The organism is Kutzneria sp. 744 (assembly GCF_000568255.1).
GTDB lineage: Bacteria > Actinomycetota > Actinomycetes > Mycobacteriales > Pseudonocardiaceae > Kutzneria.
On record NZ_KK037166.1, the window covers coordinates 7,055,320 to 7,073,989 of the forward strand.

Genomic DNA, 18,670 nt, shown 5'->3' on the forward strand with positions numbered 1-18,670 from the left:
AGATTATTCGGTTATGGTCGCGGCGACGCTGGCCGTAAGCCTTTGCCGCGGGCTCTTGTAGCGAAACCATGACGTGCCGAGGACGTGGGAGTGACGTACGTGCGCCGCCGACGTGGGGGCGAGCAACTGGTCGGGCAGATGCCGGTTCGCCGCCGCGATCATGCCTATCGCCACCTGACCGTGCTGGTGGCGACGGTGCTGCTGCCGCTGGCCGCCCTGGTCACCGGCGGCGGCAGAGTGCGCGAACGGGCATGTGAATGGGCCTTTCGGGTGCGGTATCCGTTCGAGGATCTGACCGGACTTACGCCCGGCACCCGGGCGGCGTTCATCGCGGCCCGCTGCGCCGCGCTGTGGCATGACGCCGAGCTCATCGGCCTCACCTCCGGTCACCGAATGTACGCCGAGCAGCGCGAACTGTTCGAGGAAGCGGTGCGCAGCTACGGGTCCGAGAGCGCCGCCCGGCAGTGGGTGCTGCCACCCGAGGAGTCCTCGCATGTGCGGGGCCGGGCACTGGACGTCCGGCCGACCGAGGGCGCCCGCTGGCTGGAGCGCAACGGCGACCGCTTCGGCCTGTATCGGACATATGCCAACGAATGGTGGCACTTCGAGTACTGGCCCGAATACCGCGGCACCGGCCGCCAGCCCCCCATGCGCCCCACCCCGGGCGGCTGAGCCCCCATCGGCTGCGCTCACCACGAACGGCTGCGCCCACCACACGAGCGGCTGAGCCCCCCTCACCTGCGCCTTTCCCCATCCAACCGATAAATCGCCCCACCTGCCCCCTTTCTGCCGTCCGACCAGAGAACCGCTCGGCCCCGCCCCTGCTTCGCCCGGTTGCTGGATTTTTCGAGGCCCGCCACCCAACTCGCCCCACCACCCGAGCCGCTGCGGGCCTCGAAAAATCCAGCAAGGGCGAGGCAGGGGCTTAAGGGGGGCCGAGCCCCCGCCGAAGGCGGGGAAATTAAGCACTGTGACACGGCTGTGACACAGTCAGCATGGGATGCGGACACCGGTCGGCGATCGTTTGGGCCATGCAGCAAACGCAGCTCAGGTCCGTTTCGTCCATCCGACAGCCGCTGACGCTGGAAGACCTGTACCGGCAGCACCGGGTCCGTCTGCTCGGTCTGGCCCGCAAGCTGGTCGACGACATGGCCAGCGCCGAGGACGTCGTCCAGGACGCGTTCGCGGCACTGCACCGCAACTGGGGCGGCCTGCGCGACGAGTCGTCGGCTGCCGCGTACCTGTCGGCCGCCGTGGTCAACGGCAGCCGGTCCATGCTCCGCCGCCGCAAGCGCGCCCGCGACTACGTGCCGCCGCACGAGGTGCCGGCCCGTTCCGCCGAGTCGCTGGCCATGCTGACCACCGACCAGCAGGCCGTGATGGACGCCTTGGCCCAGCTCGCGCCCCGGCAGCGTGAGGTGCTGGTGCTGCGCTACTACGGCGGCATGACCGAGGCTGAGATCGCCCGCGCCACCAGCATCTCCCAGGGCGCCGTGAAGTCCACCGCCAGCCGCGCCCTCGACAAGATGGAGCGCCTCATGGCCGAGCACCGCCCCGTCCACCTCGGCCGAACTGCGTAAACCCCCGCGAGTCCCGCCCAGCGTCACACCGAAACACGCTTTCGCGCACACCCGATCGCCACATGTGCGCCACATTCGACTCCCAGCGCCACATGTGGACCACATGTGGCAAAAAATCGGGGGTGGGGGTGCGTGCGGCAGAGGGCGGCAGCGAGGCCGGCCCGGGCGCGAACCGGGCCTTACGGCTTGCGGGCGACCATGGCGTAGGTGCTGGACTTCTCGGGGTGGTCCTCGACCTCTTCAGGGGAGTCCGGGCGCCAGGACGGCAGGTAGACCACGCCGGGCTCGATCAGCTCCAGGCCGTCGGCCAGGGCGCTGACCTGGGCCTGGTTGCGGGGGTAGAACGGGTTGTCGGTGCGGGTGTAGAGGCGTTCCACCTGCTTGCCCCGCTCGCCGACGACCTCGTGCGTGCCGTGGGAGACCACGAGGTAGCTGCCCGAGGGCACGGCGGCCATGTAGCCCCGCACGGTGTCGCGGGCCAGCTTGTCGGTGTCGACGAAGTGCAGCACCGCGAACATCAGCACACCGACGGGCTCGGCCGGGTCGATGAGCCGGGCGACGGCCTCGTCGGCCAGCACGGACTGCACGTCACGCATGTCGGCCAGCAGCACGGCGGCGCCGGCGTTGCCTTCCAACATCACCTGGCTGTGCGCCACGGCGACGGGGTCCTTGTCCACGTAGACGACGCGTGACTCGGGGGCGGCCCCCTGGGCGATCTCGTGCACGTTGCCGACGGTGGGGATGCCGGAGCCGAGGTCGAGGAACTGCCGGACGCCCTGTGCCACCAGGTGTCGCACGGAGCGCCGCAGGAAGGCCCGGTTGGTGCGCATGATCAGCGGCAGTTCGGGCATGGCGAGCATGGCCTGTTCGGCGAACTCCCGGTCGACGGCGAGGTTGTGGTAGCCGCCGAGGTAGTAGTCGTAGACCCGGGCCGCGCTCGGCCGCTCCAGGTCGACCTCGCCCGGGGCCCACGTAGGCCGCTCCATCCGCCCGCCTCCCAAAAAATCACTCGACCGAGCGACCCTAGTGCAGGGTGGAGACGATCACGGTCGTCGGCTCGCCGTGCACCAGGCCGGATTCGAACGCCTCGCGGCACGCCTGCCGCCGCACCTTGCCGCTGGTGGTCTTCCTGACCAGGCCGTTCAACCCGAGCACCACGGTGTGACAGGCCAGCCGGTGGTCCCCGTACACGGCCCGCCGCACGGCCCGCACCACCTCGTCGATCACGGCCTCGCTCGGCCGCCGCTGCCTGAGCTCGACGAACAGCACCAGGCGTTCCCCGGTGGGCTCGTCCTCCCCGGTGGTCACGGCGAACGCGGCGACGCCACCGGCCCGCACCGCCGCGTGGCAGCCGCGGACGCTGTCCTCGATGTCCTGGGGGTAGTGGTTGAGGCCGTGGACGATGATCAGGTCCTTGAGCCGCCCGGTGACGAAGAGCTCGCCGTCGTGCAGGAAGCCGAGATCGCCGGTGCGCAGGAACTCGCCCTCACTGTCATCGGCCAGGGTGGCCCGGAACGTCTCGGCGGTCTCGTCGGGCAGCTCGTAGTAGCCCAGCGCCTTGCTCGGGCCGTCGACCCAGATCTCCCCGACCCGGTTGGGCGCGCACGGCAGCCGCGTCTCCGGATCGACGATCAGCAGGGTGGTGTCCGGCTTGGTGACGGGACCGCAGCCGACGTAGCGGGCGCTGCGGGTCACCGAGCCCTCGGCCACCGGCACCACCCAGTTGCCGTCCAGGGCGTCCCGGTCGACGCGGAGCACGCTGCCGCCGCCCATGGTGATGCTGCCGGAGTTCTCGGCCAGCCCGTACGCGGGGTAGAAGGCATGGGGCGCAAGGCCGGAGACGGCGAACGCCTTCACGAAAGCGTCCACTGTGGAGGCTCGGATGGGCTCGGCGGCGCACATGGCCACCCGCAGGGCGGACAGGTCCCACGACGCCCGCTGCTGCTCGGTGGTCTTGCGCACGATCAGGTCGTAGGCGAAGTTCGGGGCCGCGGTGTGGGTGGCGCCGACCCGGGACACCACGTCCAGCCACACGGTGGGCCGGTGCAGGAAGGTCAAGGGGGACATCATGTACACGTGCCCGCTGCCGACCAGCGCGCCCAGCGTCATGGAGATCAGGCCCTGGTCGTGGAAGTGCGGCAGCCATGACACCGCCCGGGTGGCCGGGCCGCGCAGGTCGGTGTCGGCCAGGTTCTGGGCCAGCTCGCAGTGCAGGTTTCGGTGGGAGACAAGGACTCCGCGCGGGGAGCCGGTGGAGCCGGAGGTGTAGGTCAGCAGCGCCGGTTTGTCCAGTGTGGACGGTTGGTGCCAGGTGGTCTCGCGGTCGGCCTCGGGTCTGTCCCGGTCCGTTCGGTGCCAGGGCAGCGCCGGCCACAGCTGGCCGGCGCCGACCGTCGTGCGGATCCGGTCGTAGGCCCCGTGGGTCAGCACCGCCCGCGCGCCCGAGCTGCCGGCGATCGCAGTGAACGCCTCCAGGTCGTGCCGCATGGTGAAGGGGTTGGGCGGCGCGGCCGGCACCGGCACCACGCCGGCGGCCAGACAGCCGAGCAGGGTGATCGCGAAGTCGGGGGACGGCAGGTGCACCAGCAGCGCCCGGTCGCCGGGCTCCAGCCCGCGGGCCCGCAGCTCGGCCGCCACCCGGTCGGCCTGGTGGCCCAGCTGGCCGGCGGTCCAGGTCGTCTCGGCCACGCCGTCGTCGGCCACGTAGGTGAGGATCGGCTGGTCGGGGCGCTCACGGCGGATCCGGGTGAAGGCGGCCGCCACCGTCTCGGGTGAGTCGATCCGAATCGTCATCGTGTCCACCGGCCCTCGGGGCGACGCGCTCGGTCCTACTCTGCCATGGTCAGCCCTTGATGCCGGTCTCGGCCACGCCTCGAACGAGGAAGCGCTGCAAGACCACGAAAACCAGCACCAACGGCAGGATGCCCACGGCGGCGGCCACGAAAAGCTCATGGATGTTCACGTTCTGTGCCGTGAGGAACGTGGACATGGCCACCTGGACGGTCCAGGCATCCTCGTCCTGGCCTATCACCAGCGGCCAGAGGAAGGCATTCCAGCTGCCGATGAACTGGATCACCGCCACGGCCGCGAAGAAGCCGCAGGAGTTGGGCACCACGATCCGCCAGTACGTGCCCCAGTAGCCGAGGCCGTCGATGCGGGCGGCCTCCTCCAGCTCACGGGGGAAGGACAGGAAGTACTGCCGGAACATGAACGCCGTGAAGCCGGCGAACAGACCCGGGATCACCAGGCCGCGCAGCGAGCTCACCCAGCCGAGTGACGAGACCAGCACGAAGCTCGGCACGAAGGTCACCGCGGCCGGCACCATGAGCGTGGCCACGATCAGGTAGAAGATCTTGTTCGCGTGCTTGTACGGGATGCGGGCCAGGCCGTAGCCGCACAGCGACCCCAGCAGCAGCTGCCCTCCGGTCTGCAATACGGCGATCACCAGCGAGTTCCACAGCGCGTGGGCCATCGGCACGCTGGGGTCGTCGAACAGCTCGGTGATGTTCTCCCAGTGCAGGGAACTCGGGAACAGGGACCATTCCGGCGAGGTGATATCGGCCTCTGTGGACAGTCCATTGCGGACGATCAGGTAGAACGGCAGCAGGAACAGCAGCGCCGCCACGGTCAGCGCCAGGTACCGCAGCGAGGTGCCGACGACGCCGGGGCGCAGGCCGACCGGTTGCTTGTCCACGCCTCAGGCCTCCTGTCGTCCGAAGCCGAGCAGCCGCCCCTGCGCCAGCGTGACCAGGGCGATCAGCAGCGCCAGGATCAGCGCGCCGGCGCTGCCGTGCCCGTAGTCCTGGGTCTGCCCCAGCGCCAGGTAGTACAGGTAGACCAGCGGCGGCCGGCCGAAGTCGGGGTAGCCGCGGGCGGTGCCGAGCAGGTTGTAGAACTCGTCGAACGCCTGGTACGCGGCGATCAAGCTGAGCAGCAGCACCGCGATGGAGGTGGGCCGCAGCTGCGGGAAGGTGACGTGCCGGAATACCTGCCAGCCCGGTTTGGCCCCGTCCACGAAGGCCGCCTCGTACAGCGAGTCGGGGATGCGCTGGAGGCCGGCGATGAACAGGATCATGTAGAAGCCGACCTGCAGCCACAGCCGGGCCGTCACCAGCACCACCCAGTACCAGGGCGGATCGGGGTTGGACAGCCAGGCCACCGGGTCCTGCCCGAACCAGTCCAGCACGGTGTTGGCCAGCCCGAACCGCACGCCGCTGAACAGCGACAGCTTCCACACCATCGCCGCCACCACGTACGAGCAGGCGGTGGGCAGGAAGAACACCGAGCGGAAGAACGTCCGGGCGAAGCGGATCCGGTTGACCGCCACCGCCAGGCCCAGGGCCAGGGCAAACGTCAGCGGCACGATGAACAGGGCGAACACGCTGAAGGTCAGCAGGCTCTGCGCGAACGGGCCGGTCAGCATGTCCGCGTAGTTGCTCAGGCCGACGAAGGTGTCCGGGGTGACGGTGCCCTGCGCGTCGAAGAAGCTGAGGTAGGCGCTCCAGCCGATCGGGATGTAGTTGAAGATCAGCAACCCGATCAGGAACGGGGCCACGAACAGCCAGAACGCGGCGGATCGCGCCGATGCCTGGAGCCGCAGGCCGGAAAGATCGCTGCCGCGCGGAAGGCGCATGTCGGCACTGTCGAGCGATCTTTCCGGACCAGGCGAAGGCATCGGCTCAGAGCGATCCGCACCCGCGCGGAACGCGCGGAAAAGGCGCTGGCGCCTGGTCATCCGTTGAGTCGCTTCAGCTCGTCCTGGACCTGGGTCACCGTGTTCTTCAGCTCGGTGGTCGCGTTGCCGCCGCTGCGCACGATCTTGTTCAGGGAGTCGCTCAGCGCCAGCTGCATCTTGGCCGTCCACGGCGGCGGGTTGGAAGGCTTGCCCAGGTCCTGCACGAAGCGCACGGCGTCGGCGGCCGGCCCCGACTTGAGCTTGTCGGCCTTGGCCGCCAGGCTCTTGCGGGCCGGGATGTGGAAGCCGTAGCTGAGGTCGAAGTCCTGCTGGTAGTCGCCGCGCTCGATCCACAGCCACTTCACGTAGGCCTTGGCCGCGTCGATCTTCTTGCTCTTGGCGTTGACCATCGACCCGTACGCGCCGAACGGCACCGACGCCTTGCCGGCGCCGTTCAAAGCCGGCCAGGGCAGCACGCCGAAGTCGTCGCCCAGGGCCTTCTGCACGGCCGGCACGGTCCACAGTCCGGTCCACTGCATGGCGGTCAGGCCCTGCGTGAACGCCGACGGGTCCGACCAGTCGGCCGGGGCGCCGAGCAGCAGGCTGTTGCTGGTGAACAGGGTCCGCAGCTTGCCGACGGACTCCGCGGCCAGCGGGTCGTCGAAGCCGACCTTGTTGTCGGGGGTGAGGTAGTCGAGGCCGGCCGACCACAGCGCCGGCCCGGCCAGCACGCCGACGCCGCCGTCGTTGCCGAGGAACAGGCCCTTCACCTTGCCGGTGGTCAGTTTGTGGGCCGCGTCGATCAGCTCGTCCACGCTGCGCGGCGGCTGGAGCCCGGCCTTCTGGAGCAGGCTCTTGCGGTAGAACAGCATCTGCATGTCCACCGCCTGCGGGATGCCGTAGACCTGCCCGTCCACGGTGTGGCTGGCCAGCACCGACTCGGTGAAGTCGCTGCGGGCGTCGCCCAGCAGGTCGTCCAGGGACACGATCTGCTTGCTGCGCACCATGTCCACCCGCAGCGTGGACTCGAACACGTCCGGGCCGCTGCTGGCGGCCAGCGCGCTGGCGATCTTCGAGTCGTAGTCGCCGGGATTCCACTGCACGTGGACCGTGCCCTTGTCGTACGCCTTGGCGTAGCGCTCGACCGCCTGCTGGACCCCGGTCTCGCCGTAGGCGTGGTACCACTGCTCGATCGTGTCGCCGCCGCTTCCGCCGCCGCGTCCCGTGTTCGAACCGCAGGCCGCAAGCAGGCCGGCCGCTGTGACGCCGCCCGCCATCCCGAGGAATCCACGCCGGCTGTACCCGCGCATCACGTCCACCCCTTCGTTGGAATTCCCTTGGCGCACACCGCGTGACAACCCCATCACGCGAGCCCGGACTCCGTCAGCCGATCCCTCGATGTGGAACCGGGCCGCCGGTCACAGTGATTTACTCCATGTTTTGGCCCATGGCGGCCGATCGGTCGTATCGTGGAACGCGTACCGAGACTCCCGCCGCTCCCTCCCCCCTGAGCGGCGGGCCTAGTGCCGGAGCCCCGCTCACCCCCGTGCGGGGCTCCGGTCATTTCTGAGGGAGTCCTGTGATGGCGACCACCTTCCACGAGGCTGCCGACGCCGCTGATCTCGTGGTGGACGTGCTGCTCGACGCTCTGGTTCCGGCCGATGAGGGCACGGCCGAGAGCCGCATCGAGCTGCTGAACGGCCTGGCCCTGGCGGCCGAGGCGCTGCGCGCGGCGGGCCGCGGCGACCAGGCCCTGGCCGACGAGCTGGGCCGCTCGGCCAGCGCCAACTTCGACCGGGTGGACCCGATCGAACTGATGCTGCTGCGCGGCTGACACCCGGCACATCGCCGCGTTACCGCCGGGCCCGGGACAACAGGGTCTGCAGCACCACGACAACCACCAGCACCGCGCCGCTGACCACGTTCTGCATGTTCGAGTTGAACCGCCCGAGCTGGTTGATCAGCTCCTGGATCACGAACAGCAGGGCCACCCCGGCCAGCGTGCCGCTGACCGCGCCGCTGCCGCCGGTCAGCATCGTGCCGCCGATCACCACCGCGGCGATGGCGTTGAGCTCAAGGCCCACCCCGATCACCGTCACGCCGGAGCCCAGCTGTGCGGCGGACATCACGCCGGCGCAGCCGGCCAGCAGCCCGGAGATCACGTACACGCTGATCTTGGTGCGGGCCACCGGCAATCCCATCAGCGAGGCCGCGTCCTCGTTGCCGCCCACCGCGAACAGCCGCATGCCGAACGGTGTGCGTTGCAGCACAAGGCCTCCGACCAGATAGGCGACGACGGCGATCACCACCAGCACGGTGCCGTCGCCCAGCCAGCGGAACGCGGAGCCGGCCGGCACCAGGTAGGTGGTGGAGCCCTCGCTGGTGATCAGCTGGAGCAGGCCGCGGGCGAACAGCAGCCCGCACAGCGTCACGATGAACGGCGCCATCCGCAGCCGCGCGATCAGCGTGCCCTGGATGAGCCCGATCACGGCGCTGACCACCAGCGGCAGGATCAGCGCGCCGGCCAGACCCCAGCGCGTCGAGCCGTACGCCGCCAGCACGCCGGACAGCGCGTACACCGAGCCGACCGACAGGTCGATGCCGCCGCTGATGATCACCAGCGTCATGCCGAGCGCGATCATGGCCAGGAAACTGGCCTGCACGGCCAGGTTGCCCAGCGTGTAGGTGGTGAGGAAGGTGCGGAACAGCAGGCCGCCGAGGGCCAGCAGGATCACGAGCACGACCAGCGCGCCCTGGCGTTGCAGCCGGACGATCACTTCCCGGTCCTCCTTTCCCGCTGCACCAGCACGGCCGCGGCGATCAGCGCCGCCTCCAGCATCTGGGTCACCGAGGCCGGCACGTCGTGCTTGATCAGCGTGGCGGCGATCAGCTGCATCAGCAGCGCGCCGGCCACGGTGCCGATCACCCGCACCCGGCCGCCGGTCAGCGGCGTGCCGCCGACCACGACGGCGGTGATCGCGGAGAGCTCGATCAGCAGGCCGAGGCTGGACGGGTCGCTCGCGGTCAGCCGGGCGCTGGCCAGCACGCCCGCGATTGCCGCGAACACCCCGGATAGCATGTACACCGACAGCAGCGTTCGTTTCACCGGCAGGCCGGCGAACTCCGCCGCCCGGCGGTTGCCGCCCACCGCGACCAACTGCCGGCCGAAGGTCGTGCGCTCGACCAGCAACGCCACGACGACCACCAGCACCAGCGCGACCAGGACGGTCAGCGGGATGCCGACCACCGAGGACGAGCCCAGCGCCAGCAGGTCCGGGTTGTAGAGCTGCTTGAGCTGCCCGTTGGCGATCACCAGCGCCAGCCCTCGTCCGCCGACGAGCAGCGCCAGCGTCGCCACAATCGGTTGCACGCCGGCAAAAGTGACCAGTGATCCGTTCAGGAGCCCGGCCAGGGCACCGGCGATGAGGCAGACCAGGATCGACGCCACCACGCCGTAGCCCAGATAGAGCGGCAGCAGCGCGGCGGCGATCGCCATCACCGAGCCGACCGACAGGTCGATGCCCTCGGTGCCGATCACCAGGGCCATGCCCAGCGCCACCACCAGCGTCGGCACCACCTGCACCAACTGGGTGCGGAGATTGTCGCCGGTCAGGAAGTTGGGGGTGATCACGACGTTGATGACGACCAGGACCAGCAGCGCCAGGTAGACGCCGTAGTCCCGGATGGCGGTTCTTCTGAGCAGGGGGCTAATGGTCATCGGCGATCACCGCCATCACGCCGTCCACCGTGACCTGGTCGCCGGTCAGCTCGGCCACCGACGCCCCTTCCCGCAGCACGATCACCCGGTCCGCGCCCTCCACCAGCTCCTCCAGGTCGCTGGACACCATCACGATGCCCAGGCCCTGCCCGGCCAGCTCGTCCACCAGCGCCTGCACCTCGGCCTTCGCGCCGACGTCGATGCCCCGCGTCGGCTCGTCCAGCAGCAACACCTTGGGGCTCATGGCCAACCAGCGGGCCAGCATCACCTTCTGCTGGTTGCCGCCGGACAGCTCGCCCACCTTCTGCTCGGGGCTGGCGGCCTTGATCCGCAGCCGCCGCATGAACGTGTCGACGATCTCGCGCTGCTTTCGTTTGGACACAATGCCGGCCACCGACAGCCGGGGCAGCGCGGCCAGCACGATGTTCTCCCGCACGGACAGCGTGGGGATGATGCCCTCGGCCTTGCGGTCCTCCGGCACCAGCACCAGGCCGGCCCGGATGGCCGCCGGTGTCGAGCCCGCGCGGATCTTCTTGCCGGCCACCTCGATCTCGCCGGAGTCCAGCGGTTGCAGCCCGACCAGGGCCTTCATCGTCTCGGTGCGGCCGGAGCCCAGCAGGCCGCCCAGGCCGACGACCTCGCCGGGATGCACGGTCAGGTCCACCCCGTCGAGCACGGTCCGGCGGCGCAAATCCTTGCCGCTCAACACCGTCGCCTCGCGGCTGTCGTGCTCGCCGGCGAACACCGTGCGCTCCCCGGACAGCTCGCGGCCGAGCATGGTGGCCACCAGCTCCAGCCGGCCGATCTCGGCCAGCGGTCCACTGTGGACAACGCGGCCGTCACGCAGAACAGTGACGGTGTCGCAGATCTGGTACAGCTCTTCCAGGCGGTGGCTGACGTAGAGCACGGCCACGTCGCGCTCGTGCAGCCGCCGGATCACGTCGAAAAGGGTTTCCACCTCACGGGGTTCGAGCGACGAGCTGGGCTCGTCCATGATCACGACCTTGGCCCTGGCCCGTACCGCCCGGGCCACCGCGATCATCTGCTGCACGCCCAGGCCCAGCGTGCGCAGCGCCCGCCGGGGATCCACGCTGATGCCCAGCTCCGACAGCAGCTGCCTGGCCTGCGCCTGCATGCCCGGGAAGTCGATGAGCCCCACCCGGTTGCGCGGCTCGTGGCCCAGGAACAGGTTCTGCGCCACCGACATCGACGGCACCAGGTTGACCTCCTGGTACACCGTGCTGATGCCGGCCGCCTGCGCGTCCAGCGGACGCCCGAACGCCACCGGCTCGCCGTCCAGCAGCAGCTCGCCGGCATCGGGCTGGTAGACGCCGGTGAGCACCTTGATCAGGGTCGACTTGCCGGCGCCGTTCTCGCCGACCAGGGTGTGCACCTGGCCGGGGCGCAGCTCGAAATCCACCTCCCGCAGCGCCTGCACGCCCGCGAAGTGCTTGCTCACCCCGACTGCCTGCAGCAATCGGACCTCCCTGTAGTAGCCACTGAACGACCGCCAACCCCCAGAGTGCGAGGCCGCGCCGGTGCCTGGACCGTCGCCGCATTTCGATCGCCCGCCACCCGACGCGCGCACTGCGTGAGCTGACGCGGGCGATCGAAATGCGGCCAGGGAAGGCACCGGTCACGAGCGGTCGAGCCGCGACGCCGAAGGCGGCGCCATTCAATACGCGTTGCCGACCTGGGCGGCGGCGTTGGAGCTGTCGTACTCCTTGTCCTGGATGGTGATCGTCTGCGGGATGGCCTTGCCGTCGAGGAAGTCCTTCAGCGTGGACAGGGCCAGCGGGCCGAACCGCGGGTTGGACTCCACGTCCCCGTTGATCGTGCCGCTGACGATGTCCTGCACCACGTTCTTGGTGCCGTCCACCGAGAACACCTTGATGTCGGTGCCGGCCTTCTTGCCGGCGCCGTTGATCGCGGTCACCGCGCCCAGGGCCATCTCGTCGTTCTCGGCGTAGATCGCGGTGATCTCCGGGTGGGCCTGCAGCAGCTGCTCGGTCACCGACTGGCCCTTCTCCCGGGTGAAGTCGCCGGTCTGCTGGGCGACGACCTGCACGTTCGGGGCGTTGGCCTTGAGGTAGTCGGTGAAGCCGCTGGTGCGGTCCGTGGTCACGTTGTTGCCGGTGGCGCCGAGCAGGATCGCCACCTTGGCCGTGCCGTTGGTGGCCTTCACCAGCTGGGTCGCGGCCCGCTTGCCCTGGGTCACGAAGTCCGAGCCGATGAACGTGAGGTAGTCCTTGCAGGCCGTGGCCGAGGACAGCTTGCGGTCGATGGTCACCACCGGCACGTGCTTGTCCCGGGCCGCCTGCAGCGCCGGCTCCAGCCCCTCCGAGTTCAGCGGGGCCACGATGAGCAGGTTCGCGCCCTGCGCCAGCAGGCCCTGGATGTCGGAGATCTGCTGGCTCAGGTTGGAGTTGGCGTTGCGCTTGAGCAGCTGCACGCCCTGCTTCTGGGCCTCGTCGGTGATCGACTGGGTCTCGGTGATCCGGAACGGGTTGGCCTCGGCCTCGGACTGCGAGAAGCCCACGATCGCCTTGCTGAAGTCCACCTTGGTCGCGCCGTAGGCGTCGATCGTGCAGGTGGGTCCGGCCGCGTTGGACGCGGTCTGCTGCCCGCCGCCGGATGTGCTCCCCGGCCCGCCGCTACCGCTGCCCTCCGGGTTGGCACACCCGCTGACCACCAGCAACGCGGCTACCGCGACGGCCGCCCCAAGGGAAGACTTCATCGTCAACACCCTCCTACCCGCTTCGCACCAAACTAACGGAAAACTTCGTTTCGCTGTCAAGCGGTCACGCAATGTTTGTCCGATCAGGTGTCCGACCGGTACAGCTGATCGATCTCCGCCGGTGACAGCGCCCGGTCGTACACGTGCACGGAGTCCAGCGAGCCGTGCCAGAAATCCACCTGCGCCTTGTTGTAGAGGGCGCGCCCGAGCACCGTGTGCCCGGCGGCGGCGCGGCCCGGACAGTACGGCGCGGTGCCCGCGGCCTGGCCGTTCACGTACAGCCTGATCTGCGAGTGCACCGAGTCGTACTCGCCGACCAGGTGGTACCAGACCCCGGTCTGCGGGATCGGCCCCACCGCCCGCACCGTCGGCGTGCTGAAGGCGAACCGGTTGTCCTGGGCCGAGTACTGGAGGAAGAACTCGCTCACGCCGTCGGAGCGGTCCTGGCTGACCGCCGTCGCGAACCGGCCGAGCTGGTCCAGCCGCACCCAGGCCGCCACCGAGTAGTCCGTGGTCGTGTCCAGAATGGACGCATTGGTGTCGGCCCACTGGTTGACGCCGTTGAACTCCAGCGCCTGCCCGCTGTGGCCGGGTGTCCACAACGGACCGTTCTGCAGCGCGACCGAGTGGCCGTGGCCCGAGGTGTATTCACTCCGTGGGTCTCCTTTAGGGCTCTTGGCCGTCGTTAGCGCTTCCGCACATCCTGACCACTTACCACCCCTTGAAAAACATTGACAATCACCGTTTGAGCGGGCTTGAACCGGCTCTTGTCCCGATAACTGATGGGGCGCGTGAGTGTCACGAGCTCCCATTCATCTAGTGCAGCGCCGGAGAAAACCCCGTTAAGGACAGTTGATTGCTCTGAGGGTGCCCGACTAGCCATGTGCGAACACCTCGTACAGAAGTGCGCCGACACCAATTTCTGTAAGCAATACAAATTCACGTTAGCACTACTGAGTGCTGGTAAATTCGACGAGTACTTTGCAGCATTGTGCGACGAGTTTTGAATACCGGTTATGCTAAACATTGGAGAATGTTGCCGCGGTAGTCAGTAACCAGAGTGCCTACCTTGACCTTTGCCTCCGTGAGGCAGTATCACGGCAACGAGCGTTACTCCTTCACTGCGGCGGGGGCGGCGGCTGCGTGGCCTGCCCGGAGGCGGCGATCACGGCCCGGTTGACCGCCCGGACCTGGGCCAGGTCGGGCTTGAGCACCTTGCGGTCGTAGGTGAACAGGCCGTTGACCTCGTTCTCCACGTCGGTGGCCTGGGTGTAGATGGCCGCCGACAGCCCGCACTTGACCTCGCAGTCCTTGACCTGGTTGAGGATCTGCACATAACGGCTGGTCAGCGTGGCCTTGTCCGGTTCCATCTCGTAGCTGCCGCCCTTGCCCGGCTGCCACTCGTGGCCGGGCTCGATCAGGCCGAGGCCGCCGAACTCGCCGTCCACCGCGGCCCGCGTGTCGGTCGGTACGGGGCTGCCGGGGCCGACGTAGGCGTGGTTGTCGTAGACGTCGCCGTTGCCGCCGTCGAACGAGTAGCAGCAGTTCAGGCCGCTGTTGTTGTTGACGAGGCGGCTCGGGTCCCAGGCCTTGACCTGGTCGGCGATGGCCGCCGGGGAGAACTCGCCCCAGCCCTCGTTGAACGGCACCCACTCCACGATCGACGGGTGGCTCAGGTGCTGGGTGATCATGCTGTGCAGCTCGACGGTGAACTGCTGCTGGGCCTCGGGCGTCGGGCGCGGCGTGCTGGGCACCGTCGGCCCGAAGTCGGCGTTCATCGACGGCATGTCCTGCCACACCATCAGGCCCAGCTTGTCGGCCCAGTAGTACCAGCGGTCCGGCTCCACCTTGATGTGCTTGCGGACCGTGTTGAAGCCCAACGACTTCTGCTCGGCCAGGTCGAAGCGCAGCGCGGAATCCGTTGGGGCGGTGTAGATCCCGTCCGGCCAGAAGCCCTGGTCCAGCGTGCCCAGGCTGAACGTGAACTGGCCGTTGAGCAGCGTGCGCAGCTTGCCGTCGGGGCCCTTGCCGATGGACACCGAGCGCATGCCGAAGTAGCTGGTCACGCGGTCGCCGCCGACGCGGACGGACAGGTCGTAGAGGAACGGGTCGTCCGGGCTCCACAGGTGCGGGCGCTTGATCGGGATGGTCAGCTGCGTGTCGGCCGTGCCGGTGGCGCGGGCCACGGTTCGGCCGTGATCACTGGCCTCGACCTGGACCGGCTGCCCCGGCGTGCCGGCGGTGTGCACGGTCAGCTTCAGCGAGTTCGTGGCCAGATCCGGCACGGCGTCCAGCGCGGTGACGTGGGTCGTCGGCACGGGCTCCATCCACACCGACTGCCAGATACCGGAGCTCGGCGTGTACACGATGCTGTTGACCGGATTCACCCGCTGCTTGCCGATCGGCTGGCCGCCGGCCTCGGTGGGATCCACCACGCCGACCACGAGCTCCTGGTCGCCGTGCCGGTTCAGCGCATCCGTCACATCCACGCTGAACGCGTCGTAGCCGCCCTTGTGCGTGGCCAGCTCGTGGCCGTTGACCGAGACCGTGGCCTGGTAGTCGACGGCGCCGAAGTTGAGCACCACGCGCTGTCCGCGCCAGGCCTGCGGCACGGTGAAGGTGCGCCGGTACCACATGGTGCTTTCGTGTCGCATGATGCCGGAGAGGGCGGATTCCACCGGGTACGGCACGAGAATCCGTTCCGGCAGGGAATGTCCGTCCGGCGGTGTGGTCCCGAACTGCCAGACCCCGTTGAGGCTGCGCCAGTCGTGGCGGACCAGCTGCGGCCGCGGGTACTCCGGCAGCGCGTTGTCCGGGCCGACCTGGTTGGTCCACGGCGTCGACAGCGGCGGCGACTTCCGGTGCCAGCCGCCGTCCGGCGCGGCCGCGGCCGGCAGGGTGAAGACCGACAAAGCGGCCAGCAGGACGACGAACACACTAGCGAATCTGCGCATCGGCACTCCTTAGACGCGGGTGCTGGGTGCGCGTTCCCGGGTGGGACCAGCCGTCGTCACGCAGGATGCTAAGGCCGGCACGCTAGGTCATCAACCGCCGTTCGTGCCCCCTGGTGTCCGGTCGCGTCGGCGAACTGGGCTACGGTACGGCCGGAAAATCGCTGGGCTGGGGAGTTCCGGCATCGACAAATCCCGCGTGACTACCTGCTGTGGGCACGCGGGTGGACGCTGAGATCGCCGGGAGGTGGACGCCTGTGGACAGCAATTTCGGGAGCCAGCCGCCCCGACGCCCCGGACCTCCGGCGGGCGCGGGTGGACGCCCGCAACCGCCGCGCCAGCCCGGCGGCCGGCCGCAGCCCCCGCAGCCTCCGCGTGCGGCGGGGCAGCAGCCGCCGGCCCGCAAGCCGGCACCGCCGAGTGCTGCTCAGAAGCCGCCGGCCCCGCAGGCCTCGCCCCCGAAGCCGCCGGCCCAGAAGTCTCCCGGCCGGAATGCCCAGGTGCCGAAGGCTTCCGCTCAGCAGCCGGCCGGTCCGAAGGCCGCCGCTCAGAAGCCCCCGGCCGCCAAGCCGCAGCCGAAGTCGGCCCCGGCCAAGTCCGCTGCCGAGAAGCCGCTCGCTCGTAAGCAAGCCCCGTCGCGCCCCACGCTGGGCGGGGGCACCGTGGCCAAGCGGGCCGGCCTGGTCACGCTCGCCGTCGTGTCCACGGTGGTGTTATTGGTCACCGGCTACGGCTACGCGACCCTGGACAGCCTCACCTCCGGCCTGGCCACCGACAACGTGATCAAGGCCGAGAAGCCGGCCGACGGCGCCATCGACGTGCTGCTGGTCGGCCTGGACAGCCGGACCGACGCGCACGGCAACCCGCTGGACCCCAAGCTGCTGGCCCAGCTCAACGCCGGCGGCGACGACGGCGAGCTGAACACCGACACGCTGATCCTGGTGCACATCCCCAACGACACCAGCAAGCCGGCCGCGCTGCTGTCCATCCCGCGCGACTCCTACGTCGACATCCCCGGCGGCTACGGCAAGCACAAGATCAACTCGGCCTACGCCCGCGCCATGAACGACGAGGCCTCCGACCTGCGCAACAAGGGCGTGACCGACACCAAGCAGATCGCCCAGCAGTCCCAGTCGGCCGGGCGCAAGGAGCTGATCGCCACCATCGAGCAGCTCACCGGGGCCAGCATCGACCACTACGCCGAGATCAACCTGTTCGGCTTCAGCGAGATCACCCAGGCCATCGGCGGCGTCAAGGTGTGCCTCAAGGCGGCCACCAAGGACAGCTTCTCCGGCGCCGACTTCCCGGCCGGCGTGCAGACCGTCTCCGGCGTCAACGCGCTGAAGTTCGTGCGCCAGCGCCACGAGCTGCCCAACGGCGACCTGGACCGGATCAAGCGCCAGCAGGTGTTCATGGCCGGCCTGGCCAGCACCGTGCTGTCCGGCGGCACGCTGACCAACCCCGGCAAGCTGGCCGGCCTGATCAACGCCATCAAGAACGCCGTGGTGCTGGACCAGGGCTGGGACCTGCTCGGTTTCGCCACCCAGCTCAAGGGCATGACCGGCGGTGGCCTGCACTTCCAGACCATTCCCACCGGACGGCCCGACCTGCCCACCCCCAACGACGGCCAGGCCGTCGAGGTGACGCCGTCGGAGGTCAAGGCCTTCGTGCAGCAGCTGACCGGGACCAAGCCCACCGGCTCCGCCGGCGCCCCGACCAGCGGCTCCACCACGGGCAACGGCATCACCGTCGAGGTGCGCAACGCCAACGGCACCCCCGGCCTGGCCGACGCCGTGATGTCGGCGCTGGTGGCCAAGGGCTTCACCCAGGGCGACACCGGCAACGCCACCAAGCGGTCCAAGTCGGTCATCCGGTACCCCAAGGGCGGCGCCGCCGATGCTGAGAAGGTGTCCGCGGCGCTGGGCGGTGGCTACGACACCGAGCAGGACGACGCCGACGGCATCGAGCCCGGCCACGTGCGGCTCTTCGTGTCCACGGCCTACGACGGCCCCGGCGCCCAGGGCTTCACCGGCCCCCACGCCTACGCCCTCGCCCCGACGACCACCCCCGCCGCGCCGGCCAGTGACACGATCACGGCAGATGGCGTGACCTGCGTGAATTAAGCCGGTCCGCGCTTCCGGCCGGCCAGACCATCACCGTCATGAACTCATCACCGGGCTTGGTGCTCGCCGCCGGTGTCGAAGTAGTTGTCCAGATACGCGTCCGGTTTGAGCTCGCTGTCCCGTAACAGCGAGAACACCTCGGTGCCCTGGGTGATCCGGTCCTCCGAGAGCGAGTAGGCCTGCGCGAAGTTCAGCTGCTCGAAGCGGTTGTCCCGGGCGTAGTCGCGGCCCTCGCGCTCGGCGAGCTCGATCGCCTGGGCGGCGGATGCCGCGCGCCACAGGGTGATCCGCTCCTCGTACGGTCGGTGCTCGCGGTCGTTCCAGCGGAACACGCAGCGCACCCCGTACCAGCCGAGCCCGTCGTCGGTCACGGCGTCGATTATCCCCGTCACTCGATCAGGTCCGCGCGAAGTTCCTCGCGCAGCGCCTCCAGTTGCCGGTAGGACCACAGGTCCCGGAACGCGGTGAGCCGGCGGCCGTCGGTGTCGAGCACGAAGTGCGTGCCGCGGCGGGCCATGGTGATCGCCCCGATCCGCTCCCGGTCGATCTTGCTGGTGGGGCCGATCAGCACGTGCACACGCAGCTGGCGGTCGTCCAGTTCGAGCCGGGTCCGGCGCAGGTAGGCCACCGGGATCAGGGCGAAGACGGCGACGATCAGCAGCCAGATCACGATCTGGAGCGGGCCGAGCGTGGTGACCGTGGTGAGTCCGGCGATCAGGGTGGCCAGGGACAACAGTCCCATCAGGACGATCACGGACAACACACGCGGATTGGTCGGCGAGCAGTGGATCACCAGCGGATCGGGCATGACTGCACCCCAGCACGAAAAGGACCCGATCGGGGATAACGCTTTCGTAACGCGCGGCCCGTCGCGCTGGGGGCTCGG

Annotated in this window: 17 protein-coding genes; 4 read left to right on the forward strand and 13 right to left on the reverse strand. The window is 69.3% G+C overall.

Features of this window, described 5'->3' with window-relative positions:
• Positions 1–90: 90 nt before the first annotated feature.
• Both KUTG_RS32380 and KUTG_RS32385 read left to right on the forward strand, forming a co-directional pair.
• The gene (locus KUTG_RS32380) at positions 91–672 is read left to right on the forward strand and encodes a D-alanyl-D-alanine carboxypeptidase family protein (protein WP_232241079.1); all 582 of its coding nucleotides are present in this window, start codon (positions 91–93) and stop codon (positions 670–672) included.
• 359 nt (positions 673–1,031) lie between these two features.
• Positions 1,032–1,580, forward strand: a complete 549-nt coding sequence (locus tag KUTG_RS32385) for an RNA polymerase sigma factor (RefSeq protein ID WP_052395655.1) — start codon at positions 1,032–1,034, stop codon at positions 1,578–1,580.
• A 179-nt stretch (positions 1,581–1,759) separates the two neighbouring features.
• Here the strand turns inward: KUTG_RS32385 and KUTG_RS32390 are convergent, their stop codons facing one another.
• The 5 genes from KUTG_RS32390 to KUTG_RS32410 form a co-directional block, all read right to left on the reverse strand.
• Positions 1,760–2,566 (reverse strand): SAM-dependent methyltransferase, encoded by an 807-nt coding sequence (locus KUTG_RS32390; RefSeq protein WP_043722192.1) that lies wholly within the window; start codon positions 2,564–2,566, stop codon positions 1,760–1,762.
• A gap of 37 nt (positions 2,567–2,603) precedes the next feature.
• Positions 2,604–4,373 (reverse strand): fatty acyl-AMP ligase, encoded by a 1,770-nt coding sequence (locus tag KUTG_RS32395; RefSeq protein WP_052395656.1) that lies wholly within the window; start codon positions 4,371–4,373, stop codon positions 2,604–2,606.
• A gap of 49 nt (positions 4,374–4,422) precedes the next feature.
• A complete protein-coding gene (locus tag KUTG_RS32400) occupies positions 4,423–5,205 on the reverse strand; it encodes a carbohydrate ABC transporter permease (RefSeq protein WP_198047825.1) in 783 nt (260 codons plus the stop codon).
• A 72-nt stretch (positions 5,206–5,277) separates the two neighbouring features.
• Positions 5,278–6,213, reverse strand: coding sequence for a carbohydrate ABC transporter permease (locus KUTG_RS32405; RefSeq protein WP_052395657.1), 936 nt, complete (start codon positions 6,211–6,213; stop codon positions 5,278–5,280).
• A gap of 98 nt (positions 6,214–6,311) precedes the next feature.
• Positions 6,312–7,565: an ABC transporter substrate-binding protein gene (locus KUTG_RS32410; protein WP_043731375.1), complete on the reverse strand. Its 1,254-nt coding sequence runs from the start codon at positions 7,563–7,565 to the stop codon at positions 6,312–6,314.
• A gap of 272 nt (positions 7,566–7,837) precedes the next feature.
• On the opposite strand from KUTG_RS32410, the gene KUTG_RS32415 reads away from it, so the two are divergent.
• Entirely contained in the window at positions 7,838–8,089 is a 252-nt protein-coding gene (locus KUTG_RS32415; RefSeq protein WP_043722196.1) for a hypothetical protein, read from the forward strand.
• 19 nt (positions 8,090–8,108) lie between these two features.
• Here the strand turns inward: KUTG_RS32415 and KUTG_RS32420 are convergent, their stop codons facing one another.
• The 6 genes from KUTG_RS32420 to KUTG_RS32445 form a co-directional block, all read right to left on the reverse strand.
• Positions 8,109–9,032, reverse strand: coding sequence for an ABC transporter permease (locus KUTG_RS32420; RefSeq protein WP_052395658.1), 924 nt, complete (start codon positions 9,030–9,032; stop codon positions 8,109–8,111).
• The gene (locus KUTG_RS32425; protein ID WP_043722199.1) at positions 9,029–9,973 is read right to left on the reverse strand and encodes an ABC transporter permease; all 945 of its coding nucleotides are present in this window, start codon (positions 9,971–9,973) and stop codon (positions 9,029–9,031) included. Before KUTG_RS32425 ends, KUTG_RS32420 begins: the two co-directional genes overlap by 4 nt.
• Positions 9,963–11,450, reverse strand: coding sequence for a sugar ABC transporter ATP-binding protein (locus tag KUTG_RS32430; RefSeq protein WP_043722200.1), 1,488 nt, complete (start codon positions 11,448–11,450; stop codon positions 9,963–9,965). The genes KUTG_RS32425 and KUTG_RS32430 overlap by 11 nt, the downstream gene beginning before the upstream one ends.
• Before the next feature lie 198 nt (positions 11,451–11,648).
• Positions 11,649–12,710, reverse strand: a complete 1,062-nt coding sequence (locus KUTG_RS32435) for an ABC transporter substrate-binding protein (RefSeq protein ID WP_043722203.1) — start codon at positions 12,708–12,710, stop codon at positions 11,649–11,651.
• An 83-nt stretch (positions 12,711–12,793) separates the two neighbouring features.
• The gene (locus KUTG_RS32440; protein ID WP_043722205.1) at positions 12,794–13,312 is read right to left on the reverse strand and encodes a LamG domain-containing protein; all 519 of its coding nucleotides are present in this window, start codon (positions 13,310–13,312) and stop codon (positions 12,794–12,796) included.
• Between the two features lie 516 nt (positions 13,313–13,828).
• Entirely contained in the window at positions 13,829–15,664 is a 1,836-nt protein-coding gene (locus tag KUTG_RS32445; RefSeq protein ID WP_084580034.1) for a glycoside hydrolase family 2 protein, read from the reverse strand.
• A gap of 497 nt (positions 15,665–16,161) precedes the next feature.
• Here KUTG_RS32445 and KUTG_RS32450 point away from each other — a divergent pair, with 497 nt between their 5' ends.
• Complete coding sequence (locus KUTG_RS32450) at positions 16,162–17,784, forward strand: LCP family protein (protein ID WP_232241504.1); 1,623 nt, start codon at positions 16,162–16,164, stop codon at positions 17,782–17,784.
• Positions 17,785–17,831: 47 nt separating this feature from the next.
• Here the strand turns inward: KUTG_RS32450 and KUTG_RS32455 are convergent, their stop codons facing one another.
• The gene (locus KUTG_RS32455) at positions 17,832–18,155 is read right to left on the reverse strand and encodes a hypothetical protein (RefSeq protein ID WP_043722207.1); all 324 of its coding nucleotides are present in this window, start codon (positions 18,153–18,155) and stop codon (positions 17,832–17,834) included.
• A gap of 17 nt (positions 18,156–18,172) precedes the next feature.
• Positions 18,173–18,592 (reverse strand): hypothetical protein, encoded by a 420-nt coding sequence (locus tag KUTG_RS32460; RefSeq protein WP_043722210.1) that lies wholly within the window; start codon positions 18,590–18,592, stop codon positions 18,173–18,175.
• Positions 18,593–18,670 lie beyond the last annotated feature (78 nt).